Source organism: Mycobacterium sp., from assembly GCF_050701675.1.
Taxonomy (GTDB): Bacteria; Actinomycetota; Actinomycetes; order Mycobacteriales; family Mycobacteriaceae; genus Mycobacterium.
Genome location: NZ_JBOGDD010000166.1, coordinates 1 through 15,828 on the forward strand (window position 1 = coordinate 1; position 15,828 = coordinate 15,828).

Consider the following 15,828-nt stretch of genomic DNA (forward strand, 5'->3'; position numbering starts at 1 on the left):
CGCGACGGGTGAGCGGACCATGTTGCGTGAGCAGACGGTGCTCGGCGACTACCGGCCCGACGAGTACGTCGAGCGGCGGGACTGGGCGCCTGCGCCCGACGGCACCCGGATCCCGGTGTCGATCATCTACCGTGCGGGAGTACAGTTTCCGGCGCCGACGCTGCTCTACGGGTACGGTGCGTACGAGTCGTGCGAGGACCCACGGTTCTCCATCGCGCGGCTGTCGCTGCTGGACCGCGGCATGGTGTTCGTCATCGCGCACGTGCGTGGCGGCGGCGAGATGGGCAGGCCGTGGTACGAGCACGGCAAGATGCTGGAGAAGAAGAACACGTTCACCGACTTCATCGCGGTGGGCGCACATCTGGTGGGCACCGACGTGACCCGCCCCGAGAGCATGGTGGCGCTTGGCGGCAGCGCGGGTGGTCTGCTGATGGGTGCGGTGGCGAACATGGCACCGGACCTCTTCGCAGGCATCCTCGCCCAGGTGCCGTTCGTCGACGCCCTCACCACCATCCTTGACCCGTCGTTGCCCTTGACGGTCACCGAGTGGGACGAATGGGGAAATCCGTTGGCCGACGAGGACGTCTACCACTACATGAAGTCCTACACGCCGTACGAGAACGTCGAGGCCAAGGACTACCCGGCAATTCTGGCCATGACGTCGCTCAACGACACCAGGGTCTTCTATACCGAGCCAGCCAAATGGGTTGCAGCACTGCGTCATACCAAGACCGACGATCACCCGATCCTGTTGAAGACCGAGATGGTCGCCGGCCACGGCGGAATCAGCGGACGCTACGAGCGGTGGAAGGAAGCGGCATTCCAATACGCCTGGGTGCTAGCCACCGCAGACCGCGACAAACACGGCAGCGGACAGGTAGACGACCTCCTGAGCAGTCCGAACGTCTAAGCGGGACGTCATCGACTTCGGTGGGGCGGGCATCCGCGCCGCGTAGACGTTGGCGGGGAACATGACCAGCATCAGCAGGAACAGGCACACCGCCGCGGCGACGCGGGTCGGCGGGTAGAGAAGGCCCGCTGCCCCGAGCAGTTCCAGCACGCCGGTGAGCGTCACCAGTAGACCCGGCGACGGCAGCGCGGGCGGCACGATCGCGATCATGTCGCGACGCATCGCGGGGGCGAAGTGCGCTACCCCGGTCATGACGAACATGACCGCCAGTCCGACGGCGATCGCGGACGGCCAGTTGCCGACGTGGTCGACACCTAGCCAGCCGACGACGCGCGCGGCGATGCTGCCAAGGAGTAGAGCCAGAGTTACGGCCATCACGAACCTCTTTAACTAGACAGTGGCAAGATTACGATGACAACGATCCAGTCACTGTCAAGATTCCGGGCCTATGATGATCCGATGAGCAGGGAGTCCTACCACCACGGCGATCTCAAGGCGGTGATCCTTGGGCAGGCCGCGACTCTGGTGGCCGAACGCGGTGCCGACGGCATCTCGCTCCGCGAGCTGGCGCGTGCGGCGGGCGTCTCGCACGCCGCTCCCGCCCACCACTTCACCGACCGCCGAGGGCTCTTCACCGCGCTGGCCACCGAGGGCTACCGGCTGCTGACGGTCGCGCTGACCGATGCGCGACCGCGTTTCGTCGACGCGGCACGGGCCTACGTACGGTTCGCCCTCGACTACCCCGGCCACTACGAGGTGATGTTCGACAAGTCGCTGTACGACGACGCCGATCCCGAGCTGATTGCGGCTGCTGCCGCGGCCGGCGCCGAACTCAACCGCGGCGTCGGTACTCTCACCGACGAGCACGCAAGGGACGACCCCGAAGGCGCCGCGCTCGCGGCTTGGTCACTGGTGCACGGGTTTTCGCTGCTCTGGCTGAACGACGCGGTCGACACCGCGGGGGATCCGGTGGCCACGGTCGAGCGCCTGGCGGGCATCCTGTTCAGCAGTTAGCGCGTCATCGTGGTGACGGCAGTCGCAGGCCCGTCATGCCACCATCCACCACCAGGATCGTCCCGGTCGTCGATGCGGCCTGCGGGCTCGCGAGGTAGGCGATCGCCTCGGCGACCTCCGCCGCACTGACGAGCCGGCCCATCGGCTGACGCGCAGCAAGCGCTTCGCGTTCGCGCGTGCTGTCCCGTGCGCCCGCCATGAGTCGGGAGACCCACGGCGTGTCTGCGGTGCCCGGTGACACGGCGTTGACCCGGATGCCGTCACCCACGTGGTCGGCGGCCATCGCGAGCGTCAACGCGGCGATCGCTCCCTTGCTGGCCGAGTAGAGCGCGCGGTTGGGCACCCCGACACCGGCCACCACCGAGGCCGTGTTGACGACGGCCGCGTGTGTCGAGGCACGGAGGTGGGGCAGCGCACATCGCGTCACCCGGGCGACCCCCACGACGTTGACGTCGAGCACACGCAGCCACTCGGCGTCGTCATTCGCGTCGATCGCGCCGACCGCGCCGATGCCGGCATTGTTGACCAGGATGTCGATACCGCCGAATGTGTTGACCACCTTTGCTATTGCACGCTCGACGTCTCCGGAGTCGGCGATATCGCAGCGCACCGCGAGGCGCTGTTGGTCCAGTCCGTCCTCGCAGTCGCGGTCCAGGATCGCGACCCTCGCGCCGCGTGCACAGAGCAGATCCGCTGTCGCCGCACCGATACCGCTTGCGCCGCCGGTGATCACGGCGATGTGGCCGTCGAACTGGCCGGTCATCGCGGCGCCACCACGAGCTGGCGTTGGGTGCCGAGGAGATCGCCGCCGAGTGTCATGACATCGCCTGCCGCGAGGTAGGACGGCGGCGACATGCCCATGCCGACGCCAGGGGGTGTGCCGGTGTTGATGAGGTCGCCCGGCTCGAGCACCATGAACTGACTCAGGTAGCGCACGATCTCGGTGGGGGAGAAGATCATCGTCGCCGTCGAGCCATCCTGACGACGAATGTCGTTGACCTCTAGCCAGAGTCGGAGATCGGACTCGTCGGGAACCTCGTCGAGGGTCACCAGCCACGGTCCGGCGGGGTTGAACGTCTCGGCCGACTTGCCCTTGGACCACTGACCGCCGCGGTCCATCTGGAAGGTCCGCTCGCTGACGTCGTTCACCAGGGTGAAGCCGGCGATCGCCCGGCGAGCCGCGGCCTGGTCGTCGAGGTAGGAGGCGCGACGACCGATGACGATGCCGAGCTCCACCTCCCAGTCCACGGCATCTGCTGCCCGCGGGATCCGGACGTCGTCGAAGGGGCCGACAAGGGTGTTGGGGGGCTTGGTGAAGAGGATCGGCTCCTCGGGGATGGCCTGCCCGGTCTCCTCGGCGTGGTCGCGGTAGTTGAGCCCGATGCACAGGATCTGATGGGGCCGGGCGATGGGCGGCCCCACGCGCTCTCCGGCGAAGCCGCGGACCTCGCCGTCGGCGCATCGTCGTGCGAACACGCCACGAAGCTCGTCCATGCCGTCGGCGAAGAAGGACTCGTCGTAGTCGCTGATCACGTCGGAGACGTCGACGTAGTGGTCGGCGTCCACGCGGACGACGGGTCGTTCGGTGCCGGGTTCTCCCAGCCTCATGAGTCGCACGGGGGCCTCCTCGTCGGTGCGGTGTGTCCGTCGCGGCCGATGGTAGCCTGTCTTGTCAGACAACGAAACGCCTGCCCGACGAAGGCAGCAATCGACGGGAGCACCACCGTGTCCGATCTCAGCCAGCGCGTCGTGATGGTCACCGGAGCTGGCAGTGGTATCGGACTGGCGGCGGCCCGTGCGGCGCTGGCGCAGGGCGCACTGGTCGCGTTCCTCGATCGGGACGGCGAGGCGATCCGGACGGCGGTCGAGGCGGTGGCGGCACCGGACCGGGCGTTGGCCGTCGACTGCGACGTCACCAGCATCGAGCAGGTGGACTCGGCCTTCGGCGCCGTCGAGTCGACCTTCGGCCCGGTCAGTGGGCTGGTCAACTCCGCCGGTATCGAGCGCGGGGGACCCAGTCATCTGATGGACCCCGGCCAGTGGCGTTCGACCATCGACGTCAATCTGACCGGGACGTTCCTGGTGTCGCAGCGGGCCCTGCGGTCCGAGGAGTCACGGGCCGGGCTCAGCATCGTCTGCGTGTCGTCTCCTGCGGCGTTCGTGGGCTTCTCGGCGGGCGAGAATGCCGCCTATTCGGCGTCGAAGGGCGGCGTCAGCGCCCTGGTCCGCACGCTGGCCATCGAATACGCACCCGCGCGGGCGCGGGTCAACGCGGTGGTGCCGGGCGCCACGGAGACTCCACTGATGTGGGCCAATGTGCCTGCCGCGGACATCGACAACGTGCGTCATGACGTCGAGGACGCGGTCCCGCTGGGCCGGCTGGCTGATCCGAAGGAGATCGCCGAGGCAATAGTCTGGTTGCTGAGTAACCGCTCCGCCTATGTCACGGGGACACATCTCGTGTGCGACGGCGGACTACTGGCAAAGGCAGCTATTTCAGTATGACGACGGACGAACGCCTGCCGCGACGACTCACGACGGGCAGCGTCGTTGACCAGGTGGCCAACGAGGTATTGCGCCTGATCGAGATTCGGCAGCTCAGCGCGGGGGACAAGCTGTTGTCCGAGCCGGACCTGGCTTCGCAACTGGGCGTGGGACGTTCGACAGTGCGCGAGGCCAAGCAGTTGTTGATCTCCAAGGGATTTCTGGAGTCCCGCGGCAAGGTCGGCACCTTCGTGGCCGATCCCGAGAGCAGGAGCCTGCCGATCGAGATGATGCAGGCGATGCTGACCGAGCGTCGGGTCGAGGAGCTGCACGAGGCCCGCAACATCCTCGAGGTCGGGGCGATCCAGCTGGCCTGCCAGAACGCCACCGACACCGAACTCGACCGCCTGCACGTGCATCTCGACGACCTGGCCGTGGTGACCAGCGATCGAGACTTCTGGGAGGGCACGGTCTCATTCCACGAGGAGATCGTGCGCTGCTGTCACAACGCGACGGTCAGCTTCATGTACAAGTCACTGTCGGACTCCATGCGCACCGAACAGCTGCCGCTGCACGTTCGCGAGAACGAGCGCAAGATCGGAGTCGAGTTGCACCGCCGGTTGATCAGCGCGCTACAGACCCGCAATCCGGGTGCCGCGGCCGCGGCGATGACCGAGCACCTGGCCCAGTCTCACGATCACGACCTCGACGTGCTCCGCCGCGCTTAGCAACGCAACGCTTAGAAAACGCAACGTTCGCACGAATCGATTGACATGGGTCTGCCATGGACTTACGTTGTCTGACATCAGACAAAGAATCGGGAGATTTCGTTGAAGATCGTTGACGTCGTATGCCATGTGCTCCTCGACCCGGAGTACAACGTGGGCGCGACCAGTTCCGCGCAGGACGACCTCGTGGTCGAGGTCATCACCGACACCGGAGTCGTGGGGATCGGCGAGACCGACGTCAACCCGTGGATCGCCAAGGCCTGCATCGAGGCACCGGGTACGCACACGATGGGACGGGGTCTCAAGGAGATCCTGCTGGGCCGCGATCCCCTCGACGTCGAGGGCATCTGGGAGGCCATGTACGTCGGCACCGCCATGAACGGTCGGCGTGGGGCCGTCGTCCATGCCTTCGGCGCGATCGACATGGCGTTGCACGACCTGCGCGGTAAGGCGCTCGGCCTGCCCTGCCACCAGCTGCTGGGCGGTGCGGTGCGCGAGGCCGTGACGCCATACGCGTCGCTTCAGCCCGATCAGACCAGCTTCGAGCACTACAAGCACTCGATGGCCGAATGGGGCGCGATGGCACGCGATCTCGGCTTCCGGGCGGCCAAGCTCGAGGTGACGCTCGGCGGCGCGTACGCGCACCTGGGGCTCAGCGAGGACGTCGGCCGCATGGTCGAGGTCATCGGGGCCGTGCGCGAAGCGGTCGGGCCGGAGATGACCCTGATGGTCGACGCGCAGTACTCCTTCGCCGATGCGGACTCCTGCATGGCGGCAATCGCGGAGTGGGAGCCCTTCGACATCTACTTCCTCGAGACGCCGCTGCCGTCCGACGACATCGACGGGTACGCGCGCCTGGTGGCCGAACAGTCCATCCCCATCGCGACGGGGGAGTGGCTGGCGACGCGATTCGAGTTCGCCGAACTGATCGCACGCCACTCGCTCGACGTCGTCCAGCCCGACATCGGACGGGTCGGCGGCCTGACCGAGGCACGCCGCGTCGTCGAGCTGGCCGAGAACGCCGATCTCATTGTGGTGCCGCACATCTGGAAGACCGGCATCTCGATCGCCGCGGGCCTGCACCTGGCCGCCACCACCCACCGCATCCCGTTCATCGAGTTCCTGCCCGGGGAGCTGTCCTCGTCGAATCTGCGCAAATCGCTGCTGACCAGTGACATCACACTGGTCGACGGACAACTCGCCGTCCCGAACACACCCGGCCTCGGGTTCGAACTCGACCGCGACGCCATGACCCGATTCGAGGCCGCCGCCTCGGCGGTCTGATCCACCCGAATTCCGGCTGCTGGTGCGGCCGGTTGCAGTACCCGTTTCGTGCCTTGCCACCCTCGACCCAGACCCGGAGGTTTTGGACATGACCGACCCAGTTCCGAATAGCGCAGATTCGCCGACCCTGGACAGCTCCGCTGTCACGCTGCCCGGTGTCCTCATGCAGGCGATCACCCACATCGCCCCCGTCGTCGGGCTCATCTTCACGGTCCAGGCGATCACCGGCGTTGCAGGTATCGCCAGCCCGTTCGCCCTGGCCTTCGCCTGCCTGGCGATGGCCACCGTCTCGGTGTCGGTGATCCAGCTGTCGAAGAAGATCTCGTCGGCGGGCGGCTACTTCACCTGGGTGAGCCAGATCATCGGCCCGCGCAGCGGCTTCTTCGTGGCCTGGGTCTTCCTGCTGTTCGAACCCATCGGAGCCGGCATCAACCTGGCGTTCCTGGGCGGCATCCTCGAGGCAACGCTGCAGTCGGAGTACGGCTTTCGGTTGCACTGGTGGATCACGGCGGGCCTCGGGGCGGCCCTGTTGACCGTGGTCTCGTACTTCGGGCTCAAGATCTCGATTCGCTTCATCGTCCTGATGGGCATCTTCGAGTTGGCGGTGTGCATCGCACTCGCGGCGACCGGTCTGCTCAACCCCGGCGAGGGCGGAGTCAACTTCGCCCCGTTCAATCCCGCGAACGCGCTGAGCTTCAACGGTCTGTTCCTCGGCATCGTCTTCTCGATCTTCGCGTTCGCAGGGTTCGAGACCGTCGCACCGCTCGCCGAGGAGAGCCGCGACCCGAAGAAGACGCTGCCTCGCGCGGTGATGCTGTCACTGGTGGTCGCGGGCGCGTTCTTCCTGTTCACCTCGTGGGGTGTGCTGGTCGGCTGGGGCACCGAGGACGTGGACTCGTTCGTCGCCGATGGCTCGGGCGTGCTCACGCTGGCGCACAAGCTGTGGGGCAGCGCCTGGATCCTGGTGATGATCGCGCTCATCAACTCGGCGCTGGCCGTCGGCGTGGCCGTGCAGAACGCGTCGACCCGGGTCATCTTCGGCATGGCCCGCGCAGGCGCTCTGCCGGCCCCGCTGGCCAAGATCCATCCCCAGCGCCGCACGCCCGTCAACGCGGTATGGGCGCAGTCCGCCATCACGGCGGTGGTCGCGCTGGGCGGCGGCTTCGCATTCGGAGCGGTCGGCGTCCTGGAGTTCGCGGCCATCATCATCACGATCTGCGTGATCATCGTCTACTCGGCGGGCAATCTGTCGTCGTGGCGCCTCTACTCGCGGACCTATCCCGGTGAGTACAACCGGTTCACCCACCTCGCGATGCCGGTCGTGTCGACGGTGATCCTGTTGTTCGTCGGCTACAAGACCCTGTTTCCGTTGCCGACCGGAGTCAACGGCTGGGCCCCGATCGTGGCCGTCGCCTGGATGTGCATCGGCCTCGCGATCGTGGTGGTGCTGTCCAGAAGCGGCAAGGCCGTCTGGATGGACCGGGCGGGCCGCGGGCTTGTCGAGGCGGAGCACGTGCTGAGCGAGAAGGCATCCGGGCCCGAATGATCGCGCCGGTGTCCGCGGATCTCGTCCTGTCAGCCGGGGCGGAACTCGCAGAGAGCCCGTTCTTCAGATCCGGCACGCTGAGTTGGGTCGACGGACCGTGCGGTGAGATCCACCAGACGCAGGTGGCGAGCGGTCACGACGACGTCCGGCGGTACGGAGTGGAGTTCGGCGCGGCGGTTCCCCGCGCCGACTCCGATGCCTTCCTGGCTGCGACCTCGAACGGATTCGCCATCGTGGACGGCGACGGCGTGCACCTCGAGCACGGCGTCGCCGCCGACGAGGACCTGTTCATGAATGACGGCGCGTGCGACTCCCACGGCAGGTTCTGGGCGAGCGTCAACGGCGTCGACGACGCGCCGGGGCGGGCCTCGCTGCACGTGTGGGCGCCAGACACCGACCCTCGTACGGCGGTCGACAGCGGCTTCGCGCTGCTCAACGGTATCGGCTGGAGCCCGGAGGGCACCGCGATGTACGTCGTCGACAGCATTCCGCGTCAGCTGTTCGCCTACGACTTCGACGCCGACGCCGGTGTCGCGACGAATCGTGTGCTGGTGCAAACGTTCTCGGCGGTCTACGGGCTACCCGACGGGCTGGCTGTCGACACCGAGGGATGCCTGTGGATCGCGTTCTACGAAGGCGGATGCGTGCGACGGGTCGCCCCGGACGGACGCACGCTCTCCGAGCACCGGCTACCCGTGTCACGACCCACGAGCTGTGCGTTCGGCGACGGTCACGACCTGTACGTCACCACGGCCCGCGAGGGTCTGACGCCGGCTGATCTGGAGGCCGAGCCTCATGCCGGCGGGATCTGGCATATCGACGCCGGGGTCGCTGGACTGCGGACCTGGGAGGGATGGATGTGAGCATTGCGACGAGCACGCGACAGGGATGGGAGATCGTCGTACTGCGCTCGGAGCACCTCGAAGTCGAGGTGCTGCCGGGCAAGGGTGGCGACGTGCTGGGTGTCCGTCGGCTCGAGGACGACCTGAATGTGCTGTGGAGCAGTCCGTGGGGCCTGCGTCCCCGTGGTGCGTTCAGCGCCGCGAACGAGAGCGAGGGCCGGCTGATGGAGGCCTACCCCGGCGGCTGGCAGACGGTGTTCCCCAACGGGGGTGACGCCTCGCCCGCGCACGGCACCGTATGGGGCATGCACGGTGAGGTGTGGCTCGCGCCGTTTGGCTGGGAACCGTTGGGGACAAACGGGATCGCGATGCGGACGCGCCTCGTGCACAGCCCGTTCGCCGTGGCCAAGGATGTCCACGTGGACGGTTCGCGCGTCACGATCAGCGAGACGATCACGAACTGCGGTGGGCATCCGGTCGACGTGATGTGGAGCCACCACCCGGCATTCGGGGCACCGTTGCTGTCGGCCGACTCGATCATCGACGTGCCCGGCGCGACTGTTCTCGTCGACGACATCACACCACCAGGCCACACCGACATCACGCCCGCGGCGTCCGGACGGTGGCCGTGCGTTGCCGCCCCGGACGGTGGCTTGACCGACCTGAGCCGGCTGCCCGCCGGCACGGAGACGGTGTCACGGATGGGCTACCTGACCGATCTGGCCGAGGGTTCGATCCACCTGCGCAACCCGCAGCTGGGAGCCGGGGCGCTGATTGCCTGGGACACCGCGGTCATGCCACATGCGTGGTACTGGTTGGAATGCCATGGCAGCCCTGATTTCCCGTGGTACCAGCAGGCCTATGTGCTTGGTCTCGAACCGGCGTCGTCGTATCCCGGCCAGGGCATCGCGGCGGCCCGGGAACGGGGTACCGCGATGACAGTCCACCCCGGGGACAGCCGGACTGCCACGGTCAGCCTGACCGTCACCGACGGATCTCCGTAGGCTGCGCGTGGACATCGAGGCGCTGTTCTCGACCCTGCCCGCGGGTGTGGCCGTCACGGACCCGGACATCGTCGCCTCCTATGCGCGTGACCAGTCGACGTTCACCGACTCCTCGCAGCCGCTCGCGATGCTGGCCCCGACATCTACTGACGAGGTCTCGCAATGCCTGGCCTGGGCTCATCAGCACTGCATCCCAGTCGTCGCGCGCGGCGCCGGAACCGGTCTGAGCGGCGGCGCGAACGCCACCCCAGGTTCAGTCGTCCTCTCGCTGCACCGCATGACGTCGTTGCTCGCGATCGACCCGGTCGAACGGCTGGCGGTCGTGCAACCGGGCATGATCGTTGGCGACTTGCGGGCCGAGGTCGCCCGCCTGGGCCTGCACTATCCGCCCGACCCGGGCAGTGTCGAGATGAGTTCGATCGGCGGCAACGTTGCCACCAACGCGGGCGGCATGTGTTGCGTCAAGTACGGCACCACGGGTGATTTCGTGGAGAGCCTGCAGATCGTGCTCGCCGACGGCCGGGTCATGCGCACGGGGAGTCGCACGGTCAAGGGCGTCGCCGGCTACGAGCTGACGAGCCTGTTCGTCGGCTCCGAGGGAACGCTGGGCGTCATCACCGAGATCACGGTGCGACTGCTGCCTGCGCCCCGCTTGCCGCACACCCTGGTTGCCTCGTTCTCGAGCCTTGCCGACGCGGGCGAGGCGGTCGCTGGACTGCGGCGCGAGGGCGTGTCGCTGTCTATGCTCGAGATCCTCGACCGGACGACGATCAGTGCGGTCAACGACATGCTGCGGATGGGCCTGGACGACGTCGACGCCCTGCTGCTCATGCAGTCCGACGCGCGAACACCGTCTGCCGACCTGGACACGGCCGAGGAGGTGTGCGGGGCGGCGATCGACCTCGTGCGCAGCGAGGATCCAGCCGAGTCCGGGCTACTGCTCGCTGCGCGGCGGCAGGCGTTACCCGCACTGGAACGACTCGGCGACTGCCTGCTGGATGACGTGTGCGTCCCCATCGCCCGGATCACCGAGCTGATCGAGACGGTCGCCGGGATCGCCGACCGTACCGGCTTGAGGATCGGGGTCTTCGGGCACGCGGGCGACGGCAACCTCCATCCCACCGTCATCTTCGACCGCGCCGATCCGGCGAGCCACGCCGCCGCCGTCCAGGCGTTCGACGAGATCACGGGCGCGGCACTCAGACTCGGCGGCACGATAACCGGCGAGCACGGGGTTGGGCTGCTCAAGCAGGGCTGGCTGCGGCGTGAGCTGGATCCGGTCAACATCCAGGTGCAGCGCGCCGTCAAACTCGCCCTCGACCCGCACGGGATCCTCAATCCCGGCAAGGCAATCGGGAGTTGATCCGCCTCACCCATGGAGTGTTAGCGTCGGGGGCGTGAGCCTCAATGAGATCGCCCTGACCACCCTCGACGGCAAGCCGACCTCGCTTGCCGAATTCGCCGACGACGCCGTGCTCGTCGTCAACGTGGCATCGAAGTGTGGTCTGACGCCGCAGTACACCGCTCTGGAGCAGCTGGCCAAGGATTACGGCGAGCGCGGGCTCACGGTGATCGGCGTGCCGTGCAACCAGTTCATGGGCCAGGAGCCCGGCACGGCGGAGGAGATCCAGTCGTTCTGCTCCACCACCTACGGCGTGACGTTCCCACTGCTGGAGAAGATCGACGTCAACGGCGCCGATCGGCATCCGCTCTACGCCGAGCTGACCAAGACCGCAGACGGCGACGGCGAGGCGGGCGACGTGCAGTGGAACTTCGAGAAGTTCCTGTTGGCGCCCGGCGGCGAGATCGTCAACAGGTTCCGTCCGCGCACGGTGCCCGACGCGCCAGAGGTGATCAGCGCGATCGAGGCCGTCCTGCCCCGCTGACCCCTGATCGTCAACTCCCACCCACGTGTCTGACACCGTCGGGACACCTGACGTTGCCATACTCGTTGCGTGGCTGGAGAACTGATCGTCTCGATCTCCGGGATCAAGGACCGCACGCTGGCCGACGTCGACGCGTTCCGCCAGGAGCTCGCCGCCCGGGGCGTGCCCGCCTCGTACCTGGTGGCACCCCGGCTCAAGGGCGGCTACCGGCTGGATCGCGACGACGCGACCGTCGAGTGGCTGACGCGGCACCGCGCCGAGGGGGACTCCGTCGTCCTGCACGGCTACGACGAGGCCGCCACCAAGAAGCTCCGCGGTGAATTCGCCACGTTGCAGGCGCACGAGGCCAACCTTCGGCTGATGGGCGCCGACCGGGTTCTCGAGCACCTCGGCCTGCGCACCCGACTGTTCGCCGCCCCGGGGTGGACGGTATCGGCCGGCACGGTCACTGCGTTGCCGCGCAACGGATTCCGTCTCGTCGCGGGGCTGAGCGGTATCACCGACCTGGTGCGTGGAACGACGTCGAGGGCCAGGGTCGTCGGCATTGGCGAGGGCTTCCTCACCGAGTCGTGGTGGTGCCGGACTCTGGTGCTGTCGGCCGACCGCACCGCCCGGCGGGCGGGGACCGTCCGCGTCGCCGTGGCCGCGGGACAGCTGCGCCGACCGGGTCCGCGCCAGGCAATGCTCGACGCCATCGACCTGGCCCTGATGCATCGGTGCGCCCCTGCCGTCTACCGCTGGGAACCGAAGCCGGCGTTGACGGACGCCGCCTGACCCGGACCGCTAACGTGGCTTCCTATGGCTGATGCTGACGTCATCGTGGTCGGAGCCGGGCTGGCCGGACTGGTGGCCGCCTGCGAGGTGCTGGACAAGGGCCGCTCGGTCCTGATCGTCGACCAGGAGAACGCCGCCAACCTGGGCGGGCAGGCGTTCTGGTCGTTCGGCGGCCTGTTCTTCGTCGACAGTCCCGAACAGCGCAGGTTGGGTATCCGCGACAGTCACGAGCTGGCGCTGCAGGACTGGTTGGGCACCGCGGGATTCGACCGCCCCGAGGATCACTGGCCGCGCCAATGGGCGCACGCCTACGTCGACTTCGCGGCGGGGGAGAAGCGCAGCTGGTTGCGTGAGCGGGGGCTGCGGACCTTCCCGCTGGTGGCCTGGGCCGAACGCGGCGGTTACGACGCCCGGGGGCATGGCAATTCGGTGCCCCGCTTCCACGTCACCTGGGGTACCGGGCCTGGCCTGGTCGAGATCTTCGCCCGTCAGCTCCTGGCCGCCGGTTCGAAGGTGCGGTTCGCGCATCGCCACCGTGTCGACGAGGTCATCGTGGAAGGTGGCACGGTCACCGGGGTGCGTGGTGCCGTCCTCGAGCCGTCGGCAGCGCAACGCGGTGTCGCGTCGTCACGAAACACGGTGGGCGAGTTCGAATTTCGCGCTCCGGCCGTCATCGTCGCCAGCGGCGGCATCGGTGGCAATCACGATCTGGTCCGCGAGAACTGGCCGGCCAGGATCGGCCGGGTACCGGAGCAGCTGCTCAGCGGCGTGCCCGAACACGTCGACGGCCGGATGCTGGGCATCAGCGAGGCAGCTGGCGCCAATCTGATCAACCGCGACCGGATGTGGCACTACACCGAGGGCATCACCAACTACGACCCCATCTGGCCGAAGCACGGCATCCGCATCCTGCCGGGACCGTCGTCGATCTGGCTCGACGCCACCGGGCGGCGGCTGCCCGCGCCCCTGTATCCCGGCTTCGACACCCTCGGCACGCTCGAGTACATCGCGAAGACGGGCCACGACTACACGTGGTTCGTGCTCAACGCGCGGATCATCGAGAAGGAGTTCGCGCTGTCGGGTCAGGAACAGAACCCCGACCTGACCGAGCGCGACGTGCGGAAGGTCCTGTCGCGGGTGCGGCCAGGCCCGCCGCCACCAGTGCAGCGATTCGTCGACCGTGGCGTCGACTTCGTCTCGGCGACGACGCTTCGCGGTCTGGTCGCCAAGATGAACGACGTGCCCGCCGTCGAACCGCTCGACTACGACGTCGTCGAGGCGGAGGTGACGGCCCGCGACCGCGAAGTCCGCAACTCGTATACCAAGGACAGCCAGGTGATCGCGATCAGAGCCGCCCGCGGCTACCTGGCCGACCGGGTTGCCCGTGTCGTCGCGCCGCACCGGATCACCGATCCCAAGGCGGGCCCGCTGATCGCGGTCAAGTTGCACATCCTTACGCGAAAGTCGTTGGGAGGCATCGAGACCGACCTCGACTCCCGCGTCATGAAGGCCGACGGGACCGCGGTCGCCGGGCTCTACGCGGCAGGCGAGGCCGCCGGTTTCGGCGGCGGCGGCGTGCACGGCTATCGCTCGCTGGAGGGCACCTTCCTCGGTGGCTGTGTGTTCTCCGGCCGCGCGGCGGGCCGCGCCGCGGTGCGCGACACGGCTTAGAGGCGAGCTCCGGTCAGAACTCCGTGCCGGTTTCCTCCGTCAGCACCTGGAAGTCGGTGTCGGTCATGTCCGAGAGCCGCCCGTAGTAGATGCCACGGGCCTCCTTGGCGACGACGGCCTGGTGGATGGGGATGGCGCGGTCGGGCGCCACCGCCCGCAGGTAGTCCACGGCCTCCGAGAGCTTCATCCACGGCGCGGCGGCGGGGGTGGCGAGGACGTCCACGGGTTCGCCGGGGTTGAACAGCGCGTCGCCGGGATGCATCAACCGCGCGGGGTGCCCCTCGTCGCCGACGAGATAGGAGATGTTGTCGATCACCGGGATCTCCGGGTGGATCACCGCGTGGGTGCCACCGACTCCTCGCACGTTCAGGTGGCCAACGGTGACCGCGTCGCCGACGTGGACCGCCTGCCACGCCCCACCGAGCTGGGCTGCCGTCATCGGGTCGGCGTACAGCGCGGCCTGCGGGTTGGCGTCGAGCAGGGCGGGCAGTCGCTCCACGTCGGCATGGTCGGGGTGTTGGTGCGTGATCAGGATCGCCGACAACCCCGTGACGCCCTCGAAGCCGTGCGAGAAGTTGCCCGGATCGAAGAGCACGGTGGTCTCGGCGCCGCCGGGGCCGTCTCGGAAGCTTGCGAGGAGGCAGGAGTGGCCGAAGTGCGTCAGTTGCATGCCTCCATTGTGGCGCGCCAGGTCGCCGGTAGAGTGAGCGCCGAGCAATCTTCCCAAGGACAGGAGCCGCGCGTGGCCCGCGTCGTAGTGCACGTGATGCCCAAGACGGTGATCCTCGACCCGCAGGGGCAGGCGATCGTCGGAGCGCTGGGCCGCCTCGGTGTCGCCGGCATCTCTGATGTCCGGCAGGGCAAGCGTTTCGAGCTCGAGGTCGACGACTCCGTCAGCGACGAGACGCTCGCCGAGATCGCCGAGTCGCTCCTGGCCAACACCGTCATCGAGGACTGGACCGTGACTCGGGAGGACCAGTGACCGCCCGGGTGGGTGTCATCACCTTCCCCGGCACGCTCGACGACGTCGACGCAGCCCGTGCCGTGCGGTTGGCAGGCGCCGAATCCGTCAGCCTCTGGCACGCCGACGCCGATCTCAAGGGTGTGGACGCGGTCGTCGTCCCCGGCGGGTTCTCCTACGGTGACTACCTGCGCTGCGGCGCGATCGCCAAGTTCGCGCCGGTGATGGGCGAGGTCGTGACGGCTGCGCGCGGTGGTCTACCAGTCTTGGGGATCTGCAACGGCTTTCAAGTTCTGTGCGAGGCGGGACTGTTGCCGGGCGCATTGACCCGCAACGCCGGTCTGCACTTCGTGTGCCGTGACGTGTGGCTCGAGGTGGCATCGACGTCGTCGGCGTGGACCACGCGCTACGAGCCCGGCGCCGACCTGCTTGTGCCGTTGAAGTCGGGCGAGGGACGATTCGTCGCGTCCGACGCCGTTCTCGACGAACTCGAGGGCGAGGGCCGCGTCGTCTTCCGCTACCGCGAGAACCCGAACGGCTCGCTGCGGAACATCGCCGGGATCAGCTCGGCCGACGGCCGCGTGGTCGGGTTGATGCCGCATCCCGAGCACGCGACCGAGGCGCTGACGGGCCCGTCCGACGACGGACTTGGGCTGTTCTACTCGGCGCTCGACGCGGTGCTCGCGGCTTAGCTCCAGCGGTTTCGGCGCGGTCAGTCGCGCTG

Annotated in this window: 18 protein-coding genes; 14 read left to right on the forward strand and 4 right to left on the reverse strand. The window is 67.9% G+C overall.

Translation table 11 applies throughout. The features are described from left to right. Window positions 1–910, forward strand: a 910-nt coding sequence (locus ACRDUX_RS04835; RefSeq protein ID WP_526411538.1) for a prolyl oligopeptidase family serine peptidase, incomplete at its 5' end; no start/stop codon positions are given. Here ACRDUX_RS04835 and ACRDUX_RS04840 read toward each other — a convergent pair. Next, window positions 839–1,285 (reverse strand): DoxX-related protein, encoded by a 447-nt coding sequence (locus tag ACRDUX_RS04840; RefSeq protein ID WP_526411540.1) that lies wholly within the window; start codon window positions 1,283–1,285, stop codon window positions 839–841. The genes ACRDUX_RS04835 and ACRDUX_RS04840 overlap by 72 nt on opposite strands. Window positions 1,286–1,369: 84 nt before the next feature. Here ACRDUX_RS04840 and ACRDUX_RS04845 point away from each other — a divergent pair, with 84 nt between their 5' ends. Further along, window positions 1,370–1,924: a TetR/AcrR family transcriptional regulator gene (locus tag ACRDUX_RS04845; RefSeq protein WP_526411542.1), complete on the forward strand. Its 555-nt coding sequence runs from the start codon at window positions 1,370–1,372 to the stop codon at window positions 1,922–1,924. 4 nt (window positions 1,925–1,928) lie between these two features. Here the strand turns inward: ACRDUX_RS04845 and ACRDUX_RS04850 are convergent, their stop codons facing one another. Both ACRDUX_RS04850 and ACRDUX_RS04855 read right to left on the reverse strand, forming a co-directional pair. Beyond that, entirely contained in the window at window positions 1,929–2,687 is a 759-nt protein-coding gene (locus ACRDUX_RS04850; RefSeq protein ID WP_526411544.1) for an SDR family NAD(P)-dependent oxidoreductase, read from the reverse strand. Further along, the gene (locus ACRDUX_RS04855; protein WP_526411570.1) at window positions 2,684–3,532 is read right to left on the reverse strand and encodes a fumarylacetoacetate hydrolase family protein; all 849 of its coding nucleotides are present in this window, start codon (window positions 3,530–3,532) and stop codon (window positions 2,684–2,686) included. Before ACRDUX_RS04855 ends, ACRDUX_RS04850 begins: the two co-directional genes overlap by 4 nt. A 117-nt stretch (window positions 3,533–3,649) precedes the next feature. Between ACRDUX_RS04855 and ACRDUX_RS04860 the strand changes: the two genes are divergently transcribed. From ACRDUX_RS04860 to ACRDUX_RS04905, 10 genes are all read left to right on the forward strand, one after another. Next, window positions 3,650–4,429, forward strand: coding sequence for an SDR family NAD(P)-dependent oxidoreductase (locus tag ACRDUX_RS04860; protein WP_526411546.1), 780 nt, complete (start codon window positions 3,650–3,652; stop codon window positions 4,427–4,429). After that, window positions 4,426–5,136 (forward strand): FadR/GntR family transcriptional regulator, encoded by a 711-nt coding sequence (locus tag ACRDUX_RS04865; RefSeq protein WP_526411548.1) that lies wholly within the window; start codon window positions 4,426–4,428, stop codon window positions 5,134–5,136. The genes ACRDUX_RS04860 and ACRDUX_RS04865 overlap by 4 nt, the downstream gene beginning before the upstream one ends. Before the next feature lie 102 nt (window positions 5,137–5,238). Continuing rightward, a complete protein-coding gene (locus ACRDUX_RS04870; RefSeq protein WP_526411550.1) occupies window positions 5,239–6,420 on the forward strand; it encodes a mandelate racemase/muconate lactonizing enzyme family protein in 1,182 nt (393 codons plus the stop codon). A gap of 88 nt (window positions 6,421–6,508) precedes the next feature. After that, window positions 6,509–7,966, forward strand: coding sequence for an amino acid permease (locus ACRDUX_RS04875; protein ID WP_526411552.1), 1,458 nt, complete (start codon window positions 6,509–6,511; stop codon window positions 7,964–7,966). Window positions 7,967–7,974: 8 nt separating this feature from the next. Next, the gene (locus ACRDUX_RS04880) at window positions 7,975–8,829 is read left to right on the forward strand and encodes an SMP-30/gluconolactonase/LRE family protein (RefSeq protein WP_526411554.1); all 855 of its coding nucleotides are present in this window, start codon (window positions 7,975–7,977) and stop codon (window positions 8,827–8,829) included. Further along, window positions 8,826–9,812, forward strand: coding sequence for a DUF4432 family protein (locus tag ACRDUX_RS04885; protein ID WP_526411556.1), 987 nt, complete (start codon window positions 8,826–8,828; stop codon window positions 9,810–9,812). The genes ACRDUX_RS04880 and ACRDUX_RS04885 overlap by 4 nt, the downstream gene beginning before the upstream one ends. 1 nt (window position 9,813) lies before the next feature. Further along, complete coding sequence (locus tag ACRDUX_RS04890; RefSeq protein ID WP_526411572.1) at window positions 9,814–11,175, forward strand: FAD-binding oxidoreductase; 1,362 nt, start codon at window positions 9,814–9,816, stop codon at window positions 11,173–11,175. 34 nt (window positions 11,176–11,209) lie between these two features. Beyond that, window positions 11,210–11,698 (forward strand): glutathione peroxidase, encoded by a 489-nt coding sequence (locus ACRDUX_RS04895; RefSeq protein ID WP_526411558.1) that lies wholly within the window; start codon window positions 11,210–11,212, stop codon window positions 11,696–11,698. 69 nt (window positions 11,699–11,767) lie between these two features. Continuing rightward, window positions 11,768–12,472: a DUF2334 domain-containing protein gene (locus ACRDUX_RS04900; RefSeq protein WP_526411560.1), complete on the forward strand. Its 705-nt coding sequence runs from the start codon at window positions 11,768–11,770 to the stop codon at window positions 12,470–12,472. A 24-nt stretch (window positions 12,473–12,496) separates the two neighbouring features. Then, on the forward strand, window positions 12,497–14,143 hold the full coding sequence (locus tag ACRDUX_RS04905) for an FAD-binding dehydrogenase (RefSeq protein WP_526411562.1): 1,647 nt from the start codon (window positions 12,497–12,499) through the stop codon (window positions 14,141–14,143). Window positions 14,144–14,156: 13 nt separating this feature from the next. Here the strand turns inward: ACRDUX_RS04905 and ACRDUX_RS04910 are convergent, their stop codons facing one another. Beyond that, on the reverse strand, window positions 14,157–14,813 hold the full coding sequence (locus tag ACRDUX_RS04910) for an MBL fold metallo-hydrolase (protein WP_526411564.1): 657 nt from the start codon (window positions 14,811–14,813) through the stop codon (window positions 14,157–14,159). Between the two features lie 72 nt (window positions 14,814–14,885). Between ACRDUX_RS04910 and purS the strand changes: the two genes are divergently transcribed. Together purS and purQ are read left to right on the forward strand one after the other, a co-directional pair. Beyond that, window positions 14,886–15,125 carry a phosphoribosylformylglycinamidine synthase subunit PurS gene (gene purS / locus ACRDUX_RS04915; protein ID WP_526411566.1) on the forward strand — a complete coding sequence of 80 codons (240 nt, stop codon included), beginning with the start codon at window positions 14,886–14,888 and terminating at the stop codon, window positions 15,123–15,125. Further along, window positions 15,122–15,796: a phosphoribosylformylglycinamidine synthase subunit PurQ gene (gene purQ / locus ACRDUX_RS04920; protein WP_526411568.1), complete on the forward strand. Its 675-nt coding sequence runs from the start codon at window positions 15,122–15,124 to the stop codon at window positions 15,794–15,796. The genes purS and purQ overlap by 4 nt, the downstream gene beginning before the upstream one ends. Window positions 15,797–15,828: the final 32 nt, after the last annotated feature.

Bases quoted from the DNA above. Each gene is read 5' to 3' on its own strand.
- ACRDUX_RS04910 (WP_526411564.1), bottom strand. From the start codon at position 14,813: ATGCAACTGACGCACTTCGGCCACTCCTGCCTCCTCGCAAGCTTCCGA.
- ACRDUX_RS04855 (WP_526411570.1), bottom strand. From the start codon at position 3,532: ATGAGGCTGGGAGAACCCGGCACCGAACGACCCGTCGTCCGCGTGGAC.
- ACRDUX_RS04845 (WP_526411542.1), top strand. From the start codon at position 1,370: ATGAGCAGGGAGTCCTACCACCACGGCGATCTCAAGGCGGTGATCCTT.
- ACRDUX_RS04875 (WP_526411552.1), top strand. From the start codon at position 6,509: ATGACCGACCCAGTTCCGAATAGCGCAGATTCGCCGACCCTGGACAGC.
- ACRDUX_RS04840 (WP_526411540.1), bottom strand. From the start codon at position 1,285: ATGGCCGTAACTCTGGCTCTACTCCTTGGCAGCATCGCCGCGCGCGTC.
- ACRDUX_RS04865 (WP_526411548.1), top strand. From the start codon at position 4,426: ATGACGACGGACGAACGCCTGCCGCGACGACTCACGACGGGCAGCGTC.
- ACRDUX_RS04850 (WP_526411544.1), bottom strand. From the start codon at position 2,687: ATGACCGGCCAGTTCGACGGCCACATCGCCGTGATCACCGGCGGCGCA.
- ACRDUX_RS04905 (WP_526411562.1), top strand. From the start codon at position 12,497: ATGGCTGATGCTGACGTCATCGTGGTCGGAGCCGGGCTGGCCGGACTG.